The following is a 16023-nucleotide window of genomic DNA, read 5'->3' as shown; positions in this document are numbered from 1 at the left end:
CTGAATTGGCAGGCAGATAACCGCAACCTAATTAATGGTGTGTAAATTGGTATGACTTGGTCAGAAAAGCTCCCAGCACCCGGTATGTGCGCCGCACTGATAATATGGTTGAACAGACCGCTCAGCGGTCAACTCGTACCGCTCAACACATCAGCTGAGGGTCGTGGCAGCAGATCAAGCAGCCCGAACACGCTATCGCGACAAGCCGGACCAGCCCAATCCACAGGATAAAAAGCCAAAGGTAAGTCCGGCTGGCGTAGCACGACGCGCCGCCACCGATGCACCAGTAGGGTGCGCAGTGTTGCGCTCTGCAAGGGTGTAGGCGCCCAGCCTTCGGGACGGGACTTCGCGGCGCGTTCGACCGCGCCCAGAAGAGCCTTGCAAGAGGCACGCAATTCAGGTGGACACAACCGATCCTGCACCCATTTGGGGGCTGCGTGCGGAGAGATGTCCAAGGCCAGCAAACCGTCCGACTGATCTGGTACGGGACCCGCACCCATCGCTACGTTGCGCCCAATAGGGATATAGTCATCGCTGAGCATCACGTCTTCAAGCACTTGTGTGCCCGATCCATCCTCGGCGATTAGAAGATGCCAATTTTCAATGGGCGAAGGACCGCGCGCATATATGCGCGGCGTGACGGCGGCGGATTGCGTCCGGCCGAATTCCGAGAGGACATGGCGCGAGACGCGTCCAATCCGGTCACTCTCGATCCAACCATCCTTGCGCAGCCGGTGCAGAGCGACGCGGATCGCTTCGGGTTTGATGCCCATCGGCTCAATTATCCGGGTCAGAACACCGCCCGAGATTTGCGCGCCGGGCTCTTGTGCCATGTCACCAAACAGCGAGACGATAATCGACCAGACCCGCTGGTCTTGCGGGTCCGCCAGTTCGGCCACAGCCGTTTCGAACCACGAGGTCTTTTCGGTCATGGACCCAGTTTAACCCATTAGGCCCAATAAGAAAAACAGGTAGTACAGCGGGTCAGCGGGCGTTCATGGTCAGAAGCTCGTATTCTGCGACCGGTTCGTCATCTTGATTGGTCAGGGACACGTGCCAGCGAACCTCACCATAGTCGTCATTGCGTGGGGTTTTCTGCTTTGCCGTCAGGCGCACCTTGATGCTGTCGCCAGCAACAACGGGCTTCATGAACCGCAGCCCGTCCAGCCCGGTATTGGCCAGCACCGGCCCCTCGTTCGGCTCGACAAACAGACCAGCCGCAAAGCTGAGCAACAAATAACCATGCGCCACACGACCGGGGAAGAACGGGTTCCGCGCCGCCGCGTCCTCGTCCATATGCGCATAAAAGGTATCGCCGGTGAAATTGGCGAAGTGTTCGATATCCTCCAGCGTGATGGTTCGCGAGGCTGTGTGCAGCGTCTCTCCGACCTGCAACTCACCAAATTTACGGGTGAAGGGATGGGCCGGACCTTGGATTTCGGGCGCTCCTGGCACCCATTTGGTGCTGATACCACTGAGTATGCGCGGGGAGCCCTGAATGGCCGTGCGCTGCATATAGTGTTTCACACCGCGCACGCCGCCCATTTCCTCACCACCGCCCGCACGGCCCGGCCCTCCATGCACCATATGGGGCAACGGAGATCCGTGGCCGGTCGATTCAGCCATCGAGTCGCGGTCGTTGATGTAAATCCGCCCGTTATAGGCTGCGGCCCCCATCACTACGTTGTGCGCGACCTTTGTGTCGTGAGTGATCAGCGACGTGACCAGAGACCCCTGCCCGCGATTGGCAAGTGCCACCGCATGATCCAGATCGCGGTAGCCCATGAGGGTCGAAACTGGGCCGAAGGCCTCGGTATCGTGCACGCGCTGCGCTTTGTCGGGGTCAGCACAGTAAAACAGCATCGGGGGAACGAATGCGCCGGTTTCAGGGCCGTGCAGGTCGAACGCGTCGGGGTTGCCATAAACCCGTTCAGCCTCTTGCCCGATCAGAGCTGCCTTTTCCAGAACGTCGGCTTTCTGCCCGTTCGACACCAGCGCGCCCATGTGAGTGGTGTCGGAACGGGGGTCGCCGATGGTGATATTTGCCAATCGGTCAGACAGCGCGGCAATTATGGCGTCGACCTGCAGCTGGGGCGCGATGATGCGTCGGATCGCAGTGCATTTCTGGCCCGCCTTTGTGGTCATCTCGCGCGAGACTTCCTTGACGAACAGGTCAAATTCGGGCGTACCGGGCGTGGCATCGGGCCCGAGGATGGAAGCGTTCAAGCTGTCCTGCTCGGCCACAAACCGGACCGAGTTCTGCAAGATCGCAGGCGTCTGCCGCAGCTTCAACGCGGTGTTCGCCGAGCCTGTGAAGCTGACCACATCCTGACAATCCAAGTGATCGAGCATGTCGCCCAACCCGCCCGAGACCAGCTGTAGCGCACCGGCAGGCAGGATGCCGCTATCCAGCATGATCCGCACTGCCAGTTCGGTGACGTAGCAACTGTTGGTAGCCGGCTTGACGATTGCAGGCACGCCAGCCAGCAGCGTCGGGGCCAGCTTTTCCAGCATCCCCCAGACCGGGAAGTTGAAGGCGTTGATATGAACCGCGACCCCTTGCAGGGGCGTGCAGATATGCTGCCCCAAAAAGGTGCCATTGCGTGACAACTGCTCGATTTCGCCGTCCAGATAAACCTGCGCATCCGGCATCTCGCGTCTACCCTTAGAGGCAAAGACAAACATCGTGCCGATGCCACCATCGATATCGATCAGGTGGTCCTTCTGCGTAGCTCCGGTTTCGAAACTCAGGTCGTAAAGGGCTTGTTTATGCGCCGAAAGCTCTTGCGCCAGCGCCTTGAGCATCCGAGCACGATCATGGAACGTTAACTTGCGCAGCGTGGGGCCACCGGTATTACGCGCATAGTCAAGCATCGCCTGTACGTCGAGCGCGGCATTGCCAGCGCTGGCAAACGGTGCGCCGGTGATGGCGGATGCGATGGTGCGCGCGCCTTCACCGGGCGCGACCCAAGTACCAGCGGCGAAGCTGGAAATCTGATGCAGGGACATGGTGTTCTCCTGTTTGATGCGGTGGGACTAGTGTCCCAAAGCGCCCATTTGCTGCGGCAGATACAGCACCACGATGGGCACCAGCACGATCAGCGCGAGGCGGAAGATATCGGCGATCCAGAACGGAGTGACGCCACGAAATATGGTGCCGGTCGAGACGTCACCCACCACGCCTTTCAGAATGAAGACGTTCAGGCCTACGGGTGGAGTGATCAGCGAGATTTCGGTGACAACCACGACGACGATGCCAAACCAGATTGGGTCATAGCCCAGAGACGTGACCAACGGGAAGAAGATCGGAACCGTCAGCAACAGCATCGAGAGAGATTCGAAGACGCAACCCAGAATGATGTAGATACCAAGGATCATCAGGATCACGACAAACGGAGCCACATCATAGGCGGTCACCATCGCGATCAGGGCTTCGGGCAAACCGGCCAGATTGATGAAATTTGAGAATATCTGCGCACCAATCAACACCGCGAACAAGGCAGACGCGGTAAAGCAGGTCTCTTTCAGCACCTCGAATGTCGAGCCAACCGTGAGACCCCCACGAAAGAGTGCAATCAGAAAGGCCCCAGCGGCCCCCATACCTGCGGCCTCGGTGGGTGAGAATGTCAGGTTTAGGGGCTCAAAATCGAAGGCTCCATAAAGCCCGCCAATCACTAGGAAGAACAACAACAGCACCGCCCAAACCGAACCCAGCGCACTGATGCGTTCGGACCATGTGGCACGCTCTCCGGCTGGGCCGGCCTCGGGGTTGCGCCAGACGGTCCAGCGCACGGCGAAGAGGTAGAACAGAATGCCGAGGATGCCAGGGATGATGCCCGCCATGAACAGTTTCCCGATCGAGGTCTCGGTCAGCAACCCGTAGATGACCAGAATGACCGATGGAGGGATCAGAATGCCAAGCGTACCACCGGCGGCAATCGAGGCGGTCGAGAGTTCATCGGAATAGCCGTAACGCCGCATCTGCGGCATCGCGACCTTTGACATCGTGGCGGCGGTTGCCAGCGACGATCCGCAGATAGCCGAAAATCCGCCACAGGCCGCAACCGTTGCCATGGCAATACCACCGCGCATGTGGCCAAGAAAGGCGTTGGACACCGCGTAAAGCTCGCGCGCCATGCCGCCCTTGTTCACGAACAGGCCCATCAGGATGAACAGCGGTACAACCGACAGACCATAGTCCTGCGCAGTGTCGGTGATCTGTCGGCCCACCATGGACATGGCAGCCTTCATCCCGCGCTCATCAAAGATTGAGCCGCCACGCTCATAGGCAAATCCCAATGTGCCGACCAGACCCATGGCAAAGACGATAGGAAGGCGCACCAGCACCAAGATCAATACAATCGCAAATCCGATTAGCGCTGCGGTCATTACATAGGCTCCGACAGTGTATTTGGGGCGAAGGCCCTTAGCAGCCCAGTGGCGATCATCACCAGTGCAGTGATGGCAACAGACAGGGTAATGAACCAGCCGATCAGGTAGGTGGGGATTGAAAGATATTCGGTTACATCCCCATAATCCCGCGCACGCTCGGCCAGGACCCAAACGCGCTGGACCGGCCAGAACAGCATGATGCCGCTGACCACATAGATCACAACGTCCCGCGCACGCGACAGATGCAGACGGTGGAAGAACCCGTCTGTCAGATCGACCGCGATATGGCCATTGGTGGTGGAGACGATCGGGAGGACAGAAAACACCAGAATTGCCATCAGAATGCGCGTCAGCTCGGTGGCGGCCTCAATGGGCGCATTGAAGACCGAACGCAGGATCACGTCGCAAAAGGTCATTACCATCAGGATAAACAGTGCAATGCAGGCCACGATCACGGGAAGGGCGCTGGCACGGCGCACAAGCTGAATAATAGGGGTCATGGGAAACTCGCGCAGGGTAAGTCAGGGCGGCGCAAGAGCCGCCCTGCAGTCGGATCAGTTCGAGGACATTTCCGATTTGATCATGTCATATGCGGCCTGTGCGTCGACTCCTGTTGCGTCAACCTCGGCGATGACCTTGCCGCGGATGTCTTCGGCGATGGCCGAGAACTTCTCCATATCCGCGTCAGTGGCAGCGTTGATGGCATTGCCTTCTGCCGCCTCGGTTGCCTCACGTCCAGTGGCGTCGATCTCATCCCAGATTTTGCCGATCTCACGGCTCAGCGGTTCACCGAATACGTTTTCTTCCAGCGCCGTCTGCAGCTCGGGTGGCAGATCTGCGAAGGTGTCTTCGTTCATGATGAATGCAAACGAACCACGATAGAGGCCACCGGGCATCTCATAGACGTTCTGCGCAACCTCGGTCAGCTTGAAACCCTTGCGCGATTCCAGTGGCATGACCACGCCGTCAGCGGCTTTCGATGCCAGTGTTTCATAGACTTTCGGAGCGGGCACCTGAATGCCGGTCGCGCCAAGCGCCGCACCAACGTCTCCGCCAACGCCACCCGGGATACGTACTTTCAGGCCCGAAACCTCATCCAGAGTGGTTACTGGCGCGCTGGAATGCAGCTGCGCGGGTCCATGCGTGTGCAAGGCGATGACTTTGACACCACGATGCTCGTCAGCAGCTTTCAAGTACTTGTCGTAGGCGCGCCAGTAGGCAACCGAAGCGTCCTCGGCCGAGCCTTCGTAACCAGGCAGTTCGATCAGCTTGGTGGTGACGAAGCGTCCCGGTTGATAGCCGTGAAAGATAATCGAGGCATCGGCCGCGCCATCCATAATCAGGTCCATCTGCGCAGGCGGTGGAGCGATACCCAGCTTAAGCTCTGCGGTGACCTGCCCGTCAGTGGCCTCCTCTACCATTTCGACGAATTTGGGCCACATCTTTGCGTTGATGCCGTGGGTGGGTGGGGCCCAGCTGGAAATTGTCAAGGTGTAGTCAGCCGCAAAAGCAATGGTGCCGGACACCGCCAAGGTTGCAGACGCCAACAATGTGGTGAGCTTGGTGAATTTCATGACCGGGTCTCCTCCTCAAAATCGCAAGTCGTGAATGTGTTAATGGTACGTTTTGTAACTATCAACGACGAGAAATGCTGTTCCGCCCGCTGGCCAAAGTGCATTTCCGATCGCCGAGTCACAAACGGCTATAGAATTTATTGACCAACCGTTCGGTTTATGCAAGAAGTTTGTTGTAACTTATGAAAAGCGAACCGGGCATGTCCGACACGATTATTTCGCAGAATATGGGTCAATGGGTTGAAATTACACTCAATCGCCCTGATCGCCTGAACAGTTTCACTGATGAGATGCACTATGCCCTGCGCGCTGCACTTGAGGCCGCGCGTGACGGTGGTGCCCGATCGGTGCTGTTAACCGGCGCGGGGCGCGGGTTCTGCGCAGGGCAGGATTTGGGCGATCGAAACCCTGCCACGATGGAGGGTCCGCCGGATTTGGGCTATACGGTTCGCACGTTCTACGCACCTTTGGTCCGCCTGATCAGGTCTTTGGAATTACCTGTTGTCTGCGCCGTCAATGGCGTTGCCGCCGGGGCGGGTGCGAATCTAGCCCTGGCTTGTGATGTGGTACTTGCCGCTGACTCTGCCAAGTTTATCCAATCATTTTCCAAAGTGGGCCTGATACCTGATACCGGCGGCAGTTGGCATCTGCCACGTTTGCTGGGTGAAGCCCGAGCCAAAGGGCTGGCCCTGACTGGGCAACCCCTGCCAGCAAAGCAGGCTGCGGATTGGGGGCTGATCTGGAAAGCAATTCCAGACGCTGAACTAATGACCGAGGCGCGCGCGCTAACGGAACAGTTCGCCAATGGTCCAACGCTGGGACTTGGCCTGACGAAACAGACGATACAGGCGGCTGCCACGAATACCCTGACCGATCATCTCGAGATTGAGGCGGACGCAATGAAAACCTGCGGCGAAAGCGTCGACTATGCCGAGGGCGTTACTGCGTTTCTGGAAAAGCGCGCGCCAGTATTTCGGGGAGAATGAGATGACGCCGAAGGAACGCGCCCAGAAAGCCGCTGCTGCCATGTGGGGGCGGGACAATGCCTCGAAATGGGCAGGCATGGAACTGGTCGAGATGGATGAAGGCGCTGCGACGCTGGCGTTGCAGGTGGCTGACCATCACTGCAACGGGCACGGGATCTGCCATGGCGGCGTGACATTCATGTTGGCCGACAGCGCCTTTGCCTTTGCCTGCAATAGTCGCAACCAGTCCACAGTCGCCCAGCACAATGTGATCAGCTACGTCGCGCCCGCGCGATCCGGTGATCTGCTGACGGCCCGCGCAACGGAACTGAGCCTGACAGGGCGCAGCGGCATCTATGACGTATCCATAACCAACCAAGCCGGACAAAAGATCGCAGAATTTCGGGGCTTTTCCCGCGCGGTCAAAGGCCCGGTGTTTGACGAGACCTGAGATGAGGGGGATGGCATGAAGGATCTTACTCCGAACAAGGCGGATCTTGATCCGATCGAGATCGCCTCGATTGATGAAATCCGCAACCTACAGTTGGATCGGCTGAAATGGTCGCTGCGCCATGCTTATGACAACGTGCCTATGTACCGGCAGCGGTTTGATGAGGCCGGTGTGCATCCTGACGACCTTCAGTCCCTCAGTGATCTGGCACGGTTTCCGTTTACCTACAAAAACGATCTGAGGGAAAACTATCCCTTTGGTCTGTTTGCAGTCCCGCGTGAGCAGATCATTCGTGTTCATGCCTCGTCGGGAACCACGGGTAAGCCAACCGTCGTGGGGTATACGCAAGGCGACATAGACAACTGGGCGGATCTGGTGGCGCGGTCATTGCGTGCCAGCGGTTTGCGCCGGGGCGACATGGTGCACAACGCCTATGGTTATGGCCTGTTCACCGGCGGCCTGGGCGCGCATTATGGAATCGAACGTCTGGGGGCCACGGTCGTCCCGATGAGCGGTGGACAGACCGGCAAGCAGGTTGATCTGATCACCGACTTCAAACCAGACGGGATTATGGTAACACCATCCTATATGCTGAACATTCTTGAGCAGTATCACAAGATTGGACTCGATCCGCGCGAAAGTTCCTTGGCTGTCGGCGTCTTTGGCGCTGAACCTTGGACGGATTCGATGCGCTCCGAGGTTGAACAGGCTTTCGATATGCATGCCGTCGATATCTATGGCCTGTCCGAGATCATGGGACCGGGCGTCGCCAATGAGTGCGTCGAAACCAAAGATGGGCCCGTGATCTGGGAAGACCACTTCTACCCCGAAATCATCGACCCGCAGACCGGCGAGGTCATGCCTGATGGTGAGATTGGTGAACTGGTCTTTACCACGCTGACCAAAGAAGGTCTTCCGATGATCCGCTATCGCACCCGTGACCTGACGCGGCTTTTGCCCGGCACGGCGCGGTCGATGCGTCGGATGGAAAAGATCACGGGCCGCTCGGATGACATGATCATTCTGCGGGGTGTCAACGTCTTCCCCAGTCAGATCGAGGAGCAGGTTCTGGCAACCGGCGGTCTGGCGCCCTACTACCAGATCGAACTTTATAAAGCTGGCCGGATGGACGCGATGCGCGTGCATGTCGAAGCAACGCCAGATGCAGCCGATGAGCTGAGCAAAACCGCCGCTGCTCGGATGCTATCTCGTCGGATTAAAGAGGTGGTTGGCATCTCGACCGAGATCGATATAGGCGAGCCGGGCGAGGTTGAACGCTCACAGGGCAAGGCCCGGCGCGTGATTGACAATCGGGACAGCTAAGCGACAGACGGAGGGTCAGGATTTGGCGCGCACGATAGCAAAAGACCACGACCATAAACGAACACGTATCCTGAAATGCGCCGCCCGCGTCTTCGCGCAGGAAGGATTTGATCGGGCGTCAATGTCTCAGCTGGCGCGGGAGTGCGGGATATCCAAGGCCAATATCTATCATTACTACGACAGCAAGGACGCCATTCTGTTTGATATTCTCGACAGTTACCTGCTGCAATTGCGTGACCAGGTTTGCGGCTTGGACCTTGACGGGATGGAACCCGCGGATCGCTTGAAACGGGTGGTGCGGGAAATCCTACTGGCCTATCAAGGCGTGGATGATGAGCATCGCGTGCAAACCAGCGGCATGTCCGCATTGCCCGAAGAGCAGCAGAATCTGCTGCGTGGCTATCAGCGGGATCTGGTGGTGTTCGTCAGCGACATCATCGCCAGCATCTCGCCTGCAACTTTTAAGGATGATGCGGCCAAGCTTCGAGCCACGACCATGTCCGTTTTCGGAATGTTGAACTGGTTCTACATGTGGAATGCCGGGGCGGATGCCAACGCGCGCAGCGATTACGCCGCGTTGGTAAGCAATCTGACATTATCAGGTGTTGATGGCCTTTGAACCCTTGTTGGCACAGAGTTGATTTGGCTCTTCGGTCAGGATGAGGTTCAATAAGGGCGGAGGTTACCCATGCAACGCCCTGATCGTTTCGATAAATTCTATTTCGCCAAAGTAGGTCTGGGCGAAGCCTGTGGCTGCGCCGAGCGGGTGATTGACGTTTTTGAGTTCAATCGGAAATGTGGTGCTAAAGCCCAGCAGTCATTGAAGAAAGATCGGCGAAAGCGTCGCACGCTTCGCGGATTGGCCGTGAAGTATGGGTTGCTGAGCCGTAAACGCCAACTTTGAAAGCTAGGGTACTTTAAGTCCCAGCTTTTCGATCTGTTCGGTCGCTTTTACTGTCCACTGATCTTTCATCTCAATCCCGGTTAATTGCCGCAGCCCCAGCTTGCGGAGCGTTTCGGTTTTCTCGGCTGTGCCTGCCCCAAAACTTGCCGCGACCCGGGGCCACCAATAGTCGACCGACGCTTGCATTTCTGCAGCCTTTCCCTGTTCGATCAGCTTGCCCGCACCCTCAAGCGCAAGCTCCCCATGGCGCGCCTCGATCGGGGAAATCCCGCGGAAGGCCTCGGCCAGAGGCTGATAGGATATCTGCGAAAACTGGGCGAGTTGGACGTCAACCGCCTGGCTCATCAGCAGGTTCATAACCACGGCATCTTCCCATCCTTCGATCGGATAGTTGAATACAGCAAGGCGCATGTCGTGTTCGGACCGCGTAGCCCCGATATCCGCATCACGATCCAGACGTGTGGTCCAGGGATGGTGATTTGCATAGCGGTCAGTATTGGCTCCGAACTCGCCCATGATTTTCAGGACACGATCTGCGTTGTCGGTCTTTTCCAGCACAATCTTGGCCGCCGCGATGCGTTCCTTAATGCCCGGGCCCAGATTTATGATGTCGGCAAAGCCCGCTGCGCCGGCCAGTTCGCTGTCCACGAAGGTCGCCATCAGTTTCATGAGCTCTGCACGATAGCGCGGAGGCACGTTGGTTGGATTACTCAGGACACCACCCGCTGCCAAATAGCTCTCGATTGTCATGTCTTCAGCCATCATTCCCTCCGTCTACTGATCGTAGTCCACGACAACGGTGTCGGTCATCGGATAGGCCTGACAGCTCAGGACGTATCCTTTCTCGACTTCGTAGTCTTCCAATGCGTGATTGGCGACCATCTCGACCTCGCCTTCAAGCACTCGGCAGCGGCAGGTTGAACAGACCCCGGCCTTACAGGCATAAGGCGCGTCCATCGCATTCTCCAACGCGGCATCGAGAATCGATTGATCCTTCGGCATGGTGATCGTTTGCGTTGCCCCGTCCATGGTGATTGATGTTTTGGTCTGGTTGTCCTGAGATGCCGTGTCCGCCCCGCTCACTTTGCGCTTGACCCGACCGGGTTGAGCGCTGGCGAAGAGTTCAAACTTGATCTGCCCGTCGTTCAGCCCATGCGCCCGCAGGGCTGAGGCAATGCCCAGCATCATCGGCTCGGGGCCGCAGATAAAAGCCGTGTCGACGTTCTGAATATCGATCCAGTGTTCAAAAAGTTCGGCACATTTGTCCTGCGTGACCAGACCGGTAAAAAGCTCGATTTCCTGCGCGTCTGTTTCCAGAATATGGATCACGTTCAAACGCCCCATATAGAGGTTCTTGAGGTCCTCAAGCTCCTCTCGGAACATGATCGTGTTCACGCCCTTGTTGGCATAAACCAATGTGAACCGCGAATGTGTTTCTCGGGCGAGCGTCGTCTTCAGGATCGAGAGAACCGGCGTGATGCCCGACCCACCCGCAAAGCCCAGATAATGCTTTTCGGCGGAGGGATCGATTGCGGTGTAAAAGCTGCCCATCGGCGGCATCGCCTGCACCGTATCGCCCACCTTTAGATCGGAGTTGGCCCAGGTCGAGAATGCGCCGCCATCCACGCGCTTGATCCCCACCTGCAGAATGCCCTCATCCTTGCCCGCGCAGATCGAATAGGACCGGCGCAGTTCTTCCCCGTCGAAATCGCGGCGGAAGGTCAGGTACTGGCCTTGGGTAAAGTCGAATTCATCGGCTGAACCGTTTACAGGTTTCAACGTCACGACCACCGCATCGCGGATGGTTTTGTGAACATCGGTAACTTCCAGATCATGAAAGCGTGCCATCCGGTGATCCTCCCTCAGATGCACTTGAAATAGTCAAAAGGTTCCAGGCAGTCGGTGCAGCGCCAATGGGCCTTGCAAGGGGTCGAGCCAAACTGGCTGACCTTTTCAACCGCCTTGCTACCGCAATGTGGGCAGCGTTCAGGTCCACCTGCAGGCTGCGGCGGGGCGATGCCGTAATCCTCGAGCCGAGCACGGCCCTTGTCGCTGAGCCAATCGGTGGTCCAAGCCGGTGCGATACTTGTCTCGATCCGCAGATCGTCGATTCCATGATCACGCAGCGCAGTTTCGATATCCATGCTGATGACCGAGGTCGCCGGGCAGCCTGAATAGGTCGGCGTGACGGTAACCGTCAGAGTGTCTTCATCCCATCGCACATCGCGTACGATGCCCAGATCGACGACCGAGATCACCGGAATCTCAGGGTCTGGTACAGCGTCCAGCCATTCCCAAACCTGATCCGTTGAAGCCCGCATTGATCCTTACCACTTTGCGCCGGGATAGGCGCGCTGCAGCCACTGCATCTGTGTCAGAAGATGGCCCAGATGCTCGGTATGCATGCGACCGTCGCGACCGCCCTTATGGGCAAAGCGGCTTTCGGGAATGGTTAGTGTCGCCTCGGACAGCACACGCTCGATCAGAGCGTCATATTCTGCGCGCAGATCTGCCGGGTTCGGGGCAATCCTCGCCGCAACCATTTCTGCATCAACATCGTCACTGGCAAACATCTCGCCGACATATGGCCAGAGATAGTCCAGCGCCTCTTGCATGCGGGCATGACTTTCCTCGGTCCCGTCGCCGAGGCCCACAACCGTGTCGCCCGAGCGTTCGAGGTGGTAGGTGACCTCTTTGCTGGCCTTGGCGGCAATCGCCGCGACCCGGTCGTCAGAGGATGTCATCAGACGCCCCAGCATGATCGAATGCCACGCATCGAACAGGAACTGACGCATCAGCGTGCGGCCGAAGTCGCCGTTCGGCACTTCGACCAGCAGCACATTGCGGAAATCCCAGGCGTCGCGCAGAAAGGCCAGATCATCGGCGGATTTGCCGCCGTCGATCTCACCCGCAAGACCCAGCCACATCTGAGTCTGACCGATCAAGTCCAGCGCGGTATTGGCCAGCGCGATGTCTTCCTCCAGCACAGGCGCATGGCCGCACCATTCGCTGACGCGATGGCCGAGGATCAGGGTATTGTCCCCCATCCGCAGCAGAAACTGCAGCAAAGCGTCATTGGAAACCGGAACACTCATTACATCGCCCCCACTTCTTCGGGAATATCGAAGAAGGTTGGATGGCGGTACACTTTGCTTTCGCTGGGCTCGTACAGCGGACCTTTGTCGCTGGGCGATGAGGCCGAGATGTTGTTGGCCTCAACCACCCAGATCGAAACGCCTTCGTTGCGGCGCGTGTAGACATCGCGCGCGTTCTTGATCGCCATTTCCGCGTCCGGGGCGTGTAACGACCCAACATGGCGGTGGCTCATGCCATGTTGTCCGCGGATGAAGATTTCCCACAGGGGCCATTCGTTGTTCATTTGGTATCCTCCTCAGGGCAGTCTTATTCTGCAGCCAGATTTGCGGCGCGTTTCTTGCGGGCATGAGCCAGCAGCCCGTCGCGAACCCATTTACCGTCGTCCCACGCCTTGTTACGCGCGGCCAGCCGGTCGACATTGCAGGGGCCGTTGCCCTTGATCACATCGAAAAACTCGGACCAGTCCGGGTCGGTGTAATCATAATGGCCCCGTTCTTCGTTCCATTTCAGGTCCGGGTCAGGGATACTCAGACCCAGATATTCGGCCTGAGGCACGGTCTGATCCACGAATTTCTGGCGCAGCTCGTCATTGGTGTTGATCTTGATCTTCCACGCCATGGATTGCGCCGAATGCACGCTTTCCTTGTCCGACGGCCCGAACATCATCAGCGACGGGTACCACAGTCGATTTATTGCATCCTGCGCCATCTTACGCTGCTCTGGCGTACCCTCTGCCATCTTGCGGATCGCATCATAGCCCTGGCGCTGGTGAAAGCTCTCTTCTTTGCAGATGCGGATCATTGCGCGCGAGTATGGTCCGAAGGACGTCCGCTGCAGCGGAACCTGGTTCATGATCGCAGCGCCATCGACCAGCCATCCGACCGCGCCGATATCAGCCCAGTTCAGGGTCGGATAGTTAAAGATCGACGAGTATTTCATGCGCCCGTCCAGCAGCATCTCGGTGATCTCATCCCGGCTGACACCCAGCGTTTCTGCCGCGCAATAGAGATACAGCCCATGCCCGGCCTCATCCTGCACCTTGGCCAGCAGGATCGCCTTGCGCTCCAGCGTTGGCGCTCGGGTGATCCAGTTTCCTTCGGGCAGCTGGCCTACGATTTCAGAATGTGCGTGCTGGCCAATTTGACGGATCAGTGTCGCGCGATAGTCGTCGGGCATCCAATCCTTGGGCTCGATCTTGATATCGGCGTCGATCTTGTCCTGAAACGCGCGTTCCTGCTCGGTCATCTCCTCGCGGGATTTCACGCCGGATCCGGCTGTTTTAATCATCTGAGCGTACATGTGAGGTCTCCTCCCTTACACACGTTCAAGAATAAGTGCGGCACCCTGCCCTACCCCGACACACATGGTACAGAGCGCGTAGCGGCCTCCGGTGCGGCGCAGTTGATAGGCAGCAGTCATCACTAGCCGCGCACCGCTCATTCCAAGCGGGTGGCCAATTGCGATTGCCCCGCCATTTGGGTTCACATGCGGCGCATCATCAGGCACCCCGAGTTCGCGCAGCGTGGCTAGGCCCTGCGAGGCAAACGCCTCGTTCAATTCTATCACATCCATCTGATCGATGCTGAGCCCGGCCCGTGCAAGCACCTTACGGCTGGCTGGAACCGGGCCGATGCCCATCACGCGCGGCTCCACTCCAGCAACGGACATGCCAACCACACGGGCAATCGGGGTCAGGTCGTTCTTTGCCGCAGCAGATTCATTTGCCATCAGGATCGCCGCCGCGCCGTCGTTAACACCCGAGGCGTTTCCAGCGGTCACAGTCTTGTCCACCCCGTTGATGCCCTTTAGGCCAGACAGTTTCTCTGCTGTAGTCCCCGGACGTGGATGCTCGTCCGTATCGACCACCACCGGGTCACCTTTGCGCTGTGGGATTGTGACCGGGGTGATCTCCTCCTGAAACACCCCGGTCTGGTGCGCCGCGGCCCAGCGGGCCTGGCTGCGTTCGGCAAACGCGTCCTGATCGGAGCGACTGATACCATAAGCTTCCGCTACGTTATCCGCTGTTTCGGGCATCGAGTCGATACCAAATTCCTTTTCCATTTTCGGGTTCACAAAGCGCCAGCCGATCGTGGTGTCGTAAACGGCATTGGCACGAGTAAAGGCGGATGTTGCCTTGGGCATCACAAATGGCGCACGCGACATGCTTTCGACCCCACCCGCGATCGCCATGTCATAATCCCCAGCCTTGATGGCGCGCGCAGCCATGCCCACCGCATCCATGCCAGACGCGCAGAGCCGATTGATTGTCGTTCCCGGTACATCCACAGGCAGCCCTGCCAGCAACGCCGCCATCCGCGCCACATTGCGGTTGCTTTCACCGGCTTGGTTCGCATCGCCATAAATCACGTCGTCCAGACTGGACCAATCCACCTGTGGGTTACGCGCGACAAGCGAAGCGATTGGCAGGGCGGCAAGATCATCTGTGCGCACCTGGCTAAGTCCACCACCATATCGTCCGATCGGGGTGCGCTGGGCGTCGCAGATAAAGGCGTCCATAGGTCGATTACTCCGAATTTGAATTCACATCATTAAGTGACCGATAGGTCGGTTAATAAGCCTCTCATCGATTCGCAGCAAGCATTATGTTACTTCAACTACGTTTTCTTGATTTTTCCGTAACGCATTGACTCGCTGCGAGTAACTTGGTCGTGTGAAGTGTAGTCTCTGCCGGCTTACCACCTGCGCCAATACCGTCTCAGACCTTTGATAAGGGTTCCTTCAACACAAAATTTGACAAATCGAAAGCGTACTTAGACCGCTTCGAATAGGCAGTTTGAAAGGTTGCCATTCTCAGATTGGAGTTCCAGTAAACGTCAGTATCTGCAGCAGACATCGCACCGGATTGGCTGGTTTTGACCTATAGCGTTTAATGAATGACACTTAACCGCTTTCGTCCCAACAGCTGCCTCCAGTCATCGCCAATCATCAAGTTAACTTTGAAAAGAAGCGTTGAATGATCTATACACAAAAGCCGAGGTGATGACGATCATCCGCTGCCTTCTGTCGGAGACCCAGTAGGTCCCCGAAGAACGGAAGTATGCGATTAAACTTGTTGGGGAACTTGCGGATTTGCTTACTTTGGGGGCGTCCCAGAATGAACAAAACCGCCCTAGGGCGGTGCGTAAACATCTGATGTTGCACGGTGTTTTTTGTTTGCGGGAGTAGGATTTGAACCTCTGAGTTTCAGGTTATGAGCCTGACGAGGTTTGATCGTTAAGCGATTGATCGGGGTGATCAATTGTAGTCTGCGCGGGCTGCTCTGGGATTTTCTAAAGTTGGTTGCGGGAGCAGGATTTG

18 protein-coding genes are annotated in these 16023 nt (G+C 57.6%); 5 read left to right on the top strand and 13 right to left on the bottom strand.

What is annotated here, in order from left to right; genetic code table 11:
- Positions 1-128 precede the first annotated feature (128 nt).
- Genes ACR0A1_RS00090 through ACR0A1_RS00070 form a run of 5 tightly spaced genes read right to left on the bottom strand, consistent with a single transcriptional unit; the run spans position 129 to position 5966 of the window.
- A complete protein-coding gene (locus ACR0A1_RS00090) occupies positions 129-932 on the bottom strand; it encodes a PaaX family transcriptional regulator C-terminal domain-containing protein (protein ID WP_480865751.1) in 804 nt (267 codons plus the stop codon).
- A gap of 52 nt (positions 933-984) precedes the next feature.
- Positions 985-3009, bottom strand: a complete 2025-nt coding sequence (gene paaZ / locus ACR0A1_RS00085) for a phenylacetic acid degradation bifunctional protein PaaZ (RefSeq protein ID WP_480865749.1) — start codon at positions 3007-3009, stop codon at positions 985-987.
- Between the two features lie 27 nt (positions 3010-3036).
- Positions 3037-4389 carry a TRAP transporter large permease gene (locus ACR0A1_RS00080; RefSeq protein ID WP_480865747.1) on the bottom strand — a complete coding sequence of 451 codons (1353 nt, stop codon included), beginning with the start codon at positions 4387-4389 and terminating at the stop codon, positions 3037-3039.
- The gene (locus ACR0A1_RS00075) at positions 4389-4892 is read right to left on the bottom strand and encodes a TRAP transporter small permease (protein WP_223117615.1); all 504 of its coding nucleotides are present in this window, start codon (positions 4890-4892) and stop codon (positions 4389-4391) included. Before ACR0A1_RS00075 ends, ACR0A1_RS00080 begins: the two co-directional genes overlap by 1 nt.
- Before the next feature lie 54 nt (positions 4893-4946).
- A complete protein-coding gene (locus ACR0A1_RS00070) occupies positions 4947-5966 on the bottom strand; it encodes a TRAP transporter substrate-binding protein (RefSeq protein ID WP_170397704.1) in 1020 nt (339 codons plus the stop codon).
- 200 nt (positions 5967-6166) lie between these two features.
- Between ACR0A1_RS00070 and paaG the strand changes: the two genes are divergently transcribed.
- The 5 genes from paaG to ACR0A1_RS00045 all read left to right on the top strand — a co-directional run bounded on the left by paaG (position 6167) and on the right by ACR0A1_RS00045 (position 9609).
- The gene (gene paaG, locus ACR0A1_RS00065) at positions 6167-6952 is read left to right on the top strand and encodes a 2-(1,2-epoxy-1,2-dihydrophenyl)acetyl-CoA isomerase PaaG (protein ID WP_223118251.1); all 786 of its coding nucleotides are present in this window, start codon (positions 6167-6169) and stop codon (positions 6950-6952) included.
- Between the two features lies 1 nt (position 6953).
- Positions 6954-7382, top strand: a complete 429-nt coding sequence (gene paaI / locus ACR0A1_RS00060) for a hydroxyphenylacetyl-CoA thioesterase PaaI (protein WP_170397710.1) — start codon at positions 6954-6956, stop codon at positions 7380-7382.
- Positions 7383-7397: 15 nt separating this feature from the next.
- Complete coding sequence (gene paaK / locus ACR0A1_RS00055; RefSeq protein WP_170397713.1) at positions 7398-8705, top strand: phenylacetate--CoA ligase PaaK; 1308 nt, start codon at positions 7398-7400, stop codon at positions 8703-8705.
- 22 nt (positions 8706-8727) lie between these two features.
- On the top strand, positions 8728-9324 hold the full coding sequence (locus ACR0A1_RS00050) for a TetR/AcrR family transcriptional regulator (RefSeq protein WP_170397716.1): 597 nt from the start codon (positions 8728-8730) through the stop codon (positions 9322-9324).
- A 69-nt stretch (positions 9325-9393) separates the two neighbouring features.
- Positions 9394-9609, top strand: coding sequence for a hypothetical protein (locus ACR0A1_RS00045; protein WP_170596871.1), 216 nt, complete (start codon positions 9394-9396; stop codon positions 9607-9609).
- A 3-nt stretch (positions 9610-9612) separates the two neighbouring features.
- Here the strand turns inward: ACR0A1_RS00045 and ACR0A1_RS00040 are convergent, their stop codons facing one another.
- The 8 genes from ACR0A1_RS00040 to ACR0A1_RS00005 form a co-directional block, all read right to left on the bottom strand.
- Positions 9613-10371 carry a Phenylacetic acid catabolic protein gene (locus ACR0A1_RS00040; protein WP_170647372.1) on the bottom strand — a complete coding sequence of 253 codons (759 nt, stop codon included), beginning with the start codon at positions 10369-10371 and terminating at the stop codon, positions 9613-9615.
- Between the two features lie 12 nt (positions 10372-10383).
- A complete protein-coding gene (locus ACR0A1_RS00035; RefSeq protein ID WP_170647370.1) occupies positions 10384-11457 on the bottom strand; it encodes a 2Fe-2S iron-sulfur cluster-binding protein in 1074 nt (357 codons plus the stop codon).
- A gap of 14 nt (positions 11458-11471) precedes the next feature.
- On the bottom strand, positions 11472-11930 hold the full coding sequence (gene paaD / locus ACR0A1_RS00030; RefSeq protein WP_170404686.1) for a 1,2-phenylacetyl-CoA epoxidase subunit PaaD: 459 nt from the start codon (positions 11928-11930) through the stop codon (positions 11472-11474).
- Positions 11931-11936: 6 nt separating this feature from the next.
- Positions 11937-12704, bottom strand: coding sequence for a 1,2-phenylacetyl-CoA epoxidase subunit PaaC (paaC, locus tag ACR0A1_RS00025; RefSeq protein WP_170397730.1), 768 nt, complete (start codon positions 12702-12704; stop codon positions 11937-11939).
- A complete protein-coding gene (gene paaB / locus ACR0A1_RS00020; protein ID WP_170404692.1) occupies positions 12704-12988 on the bottom strand; it encodes a 1,2-phenylacetyl-CoA epoxidase subunit PaaB in 285 nt (94 codons plus the stop codon). Before paaB ends, paaC begins: the two co-directional genes overlap by 1 nt.
- A 23-nt stretch (positions 12989-13011) precedes the next feature.
- The gene (gene paaA / locus ACR0A1_RS00015; RefSeq protein WP_170397736.1) at positions 13012-14004 is read right to left on the bottom strand and encodes a 1,2-phenylacetyl-CoA epoxidase subunit PaaA; all 993 of its coding nucleotides are present in this window, start codon (positions 14002-14004) and stop codon (positions 13012-13014) included.
- A gap of 15 nt (positions 14005-14019) precedes the next feature.
- Positions 14020-15222 carry a 3-oxoadipyl-CoA thiolase gene (pcaF, locus tag ACR0A1_RS00010; RefSeq protein ID WP_170404698.1) on the bottom strand — a complete coding sequence of 401 codons (1203 nt, stop codon included), beginning with the start codon at positions 15220-15222 and terminating at the stop codon, positions 14020-14022.
- Positions 15223-15835: 613 nt separating this feature from the next.
- The coding region (locus ACR0A1_RS00005; RefSeq protein WP_480865743.1) for a hypothetical protein at positions 15836-16023 on the bottom strand (188 nt) is incomplete at its 5' end.

It is taken from the genome of Ruegeria sp. D6 (genome assembly GCF_056534365.1).
Note: the sequence above shows the minus strand (reverse complement) of the source record. Positions and strands in the feature narration are given on the sequence as shown.

Bases quoted from the DNA above. Each gene is read 5' to 3' on its own strand.
- paaA (WP_170397736.1), bottom strand. From the start codon at position 14,004: ATGTACGCTCAGATGATTAAAACAGCCGGATCCGGCGTGAAATCCCGC.
- paaZ (WP_480865749.1), bottom strand. From the start codon at position 3,009: ATGTCCCTGCATCAGATTTCCAGCTTCGCCGCTGGTACTTGGGTCGCG.
- paaD (WP_170404686.1), bottom strand. From the start codon at position 11,930: ATGCGGGCTTCAACGGATCAGGTTTGGGAATGGCTGGACGCTGTACCA.
- paaI (WP_170397710.1), top strand. From the start codon at position 6,954: ATGACGCCGAAGGAACGCGCCCAGAAAGCCGCTGCTGCCATGTGGGGG.
- paaK (WP_170397713.1), top strand. From the start codon at position 7,398: ATGAAGGATCTTACTCCGAACAAGGCGGATCTTGATCCGATCGAGATC.
- paaC (WP_170397730.1), bottom strand. From the start codon at position 12,704: ATGAGTGTTCCGGTTTCCAATGACGCTTTGCTGCAGTTTCTGCTGCGG.
- ACR0A1_RS00035 (WP_170647370.1), bottom strand. From the start codon at position 11,457: ATGGCACGCTTTCATGATCTGGAAGTTACCGATGTTCACAAAACCATC.
- ACR0A1_RS00080 (WP_480865747.1), bottom strand. From the start codon at position 4,389: ATGACCGCAGCGCTAATCGGATTTGCGATTGTATTGATCTTGGTGCTG.
- ACR0A1_RS00045 (WP_170596871.1), top strand. From the start codon at position 9,394: ATGCAACGCCCTGATCGTTTCGATAAATTCTATTTCGCCAAAGTAGGT.
- ACR0A1_RS00075 (WP_223117615.1), bottom strand. From the start codon at position 4,892: ATGACCCCTATTATTCAGCTTGTGCGCCGTGCCAGCGCCCTTCCCGTG.
- paaG (WP_223118251.1), top strand. From the start codon at position 6,167: ATGTCCGACACGATTATTTCGCAGAATATGGGTCAATGGGTTGAAATT.
- pcaF (WP_170404698.1), bottom strand. From the start codon at position 15,222: ATGGACGCCTTTATCTGCGACGCCCAGCGCACCCCGATCGGACGATAT.
- paaB (WP_170404692.1), bottom strand. From the start codon at position 12,988: ATGAACAACGAATGGCCCCTGTGGGAAATCTTCATCCGCGGACAACAT.
- ACR0A1_RS00070 (WP_170397704.1), bottom strand. From the start codon at position 5,966: ATGAAATTCACCAAGCTCACCACATTGTTGGCGTCTGCAACCTTGGCG.
- ACR0A1_RS00040 (WP_170647372.1), bottom strand. From the start codon at position 10,371: ATGGCTGAAGACATGACAATCGAGAGCTATTTGGCAGCGGGTGGTGTC.
- ACR0A1_RS00090 (WP_480865751.1), bottom strand. From the start codon at position 932: ATGACCGAAAAGACCTCGTGGTTCGAAACGGCTGTGGCCGAACTGGCG.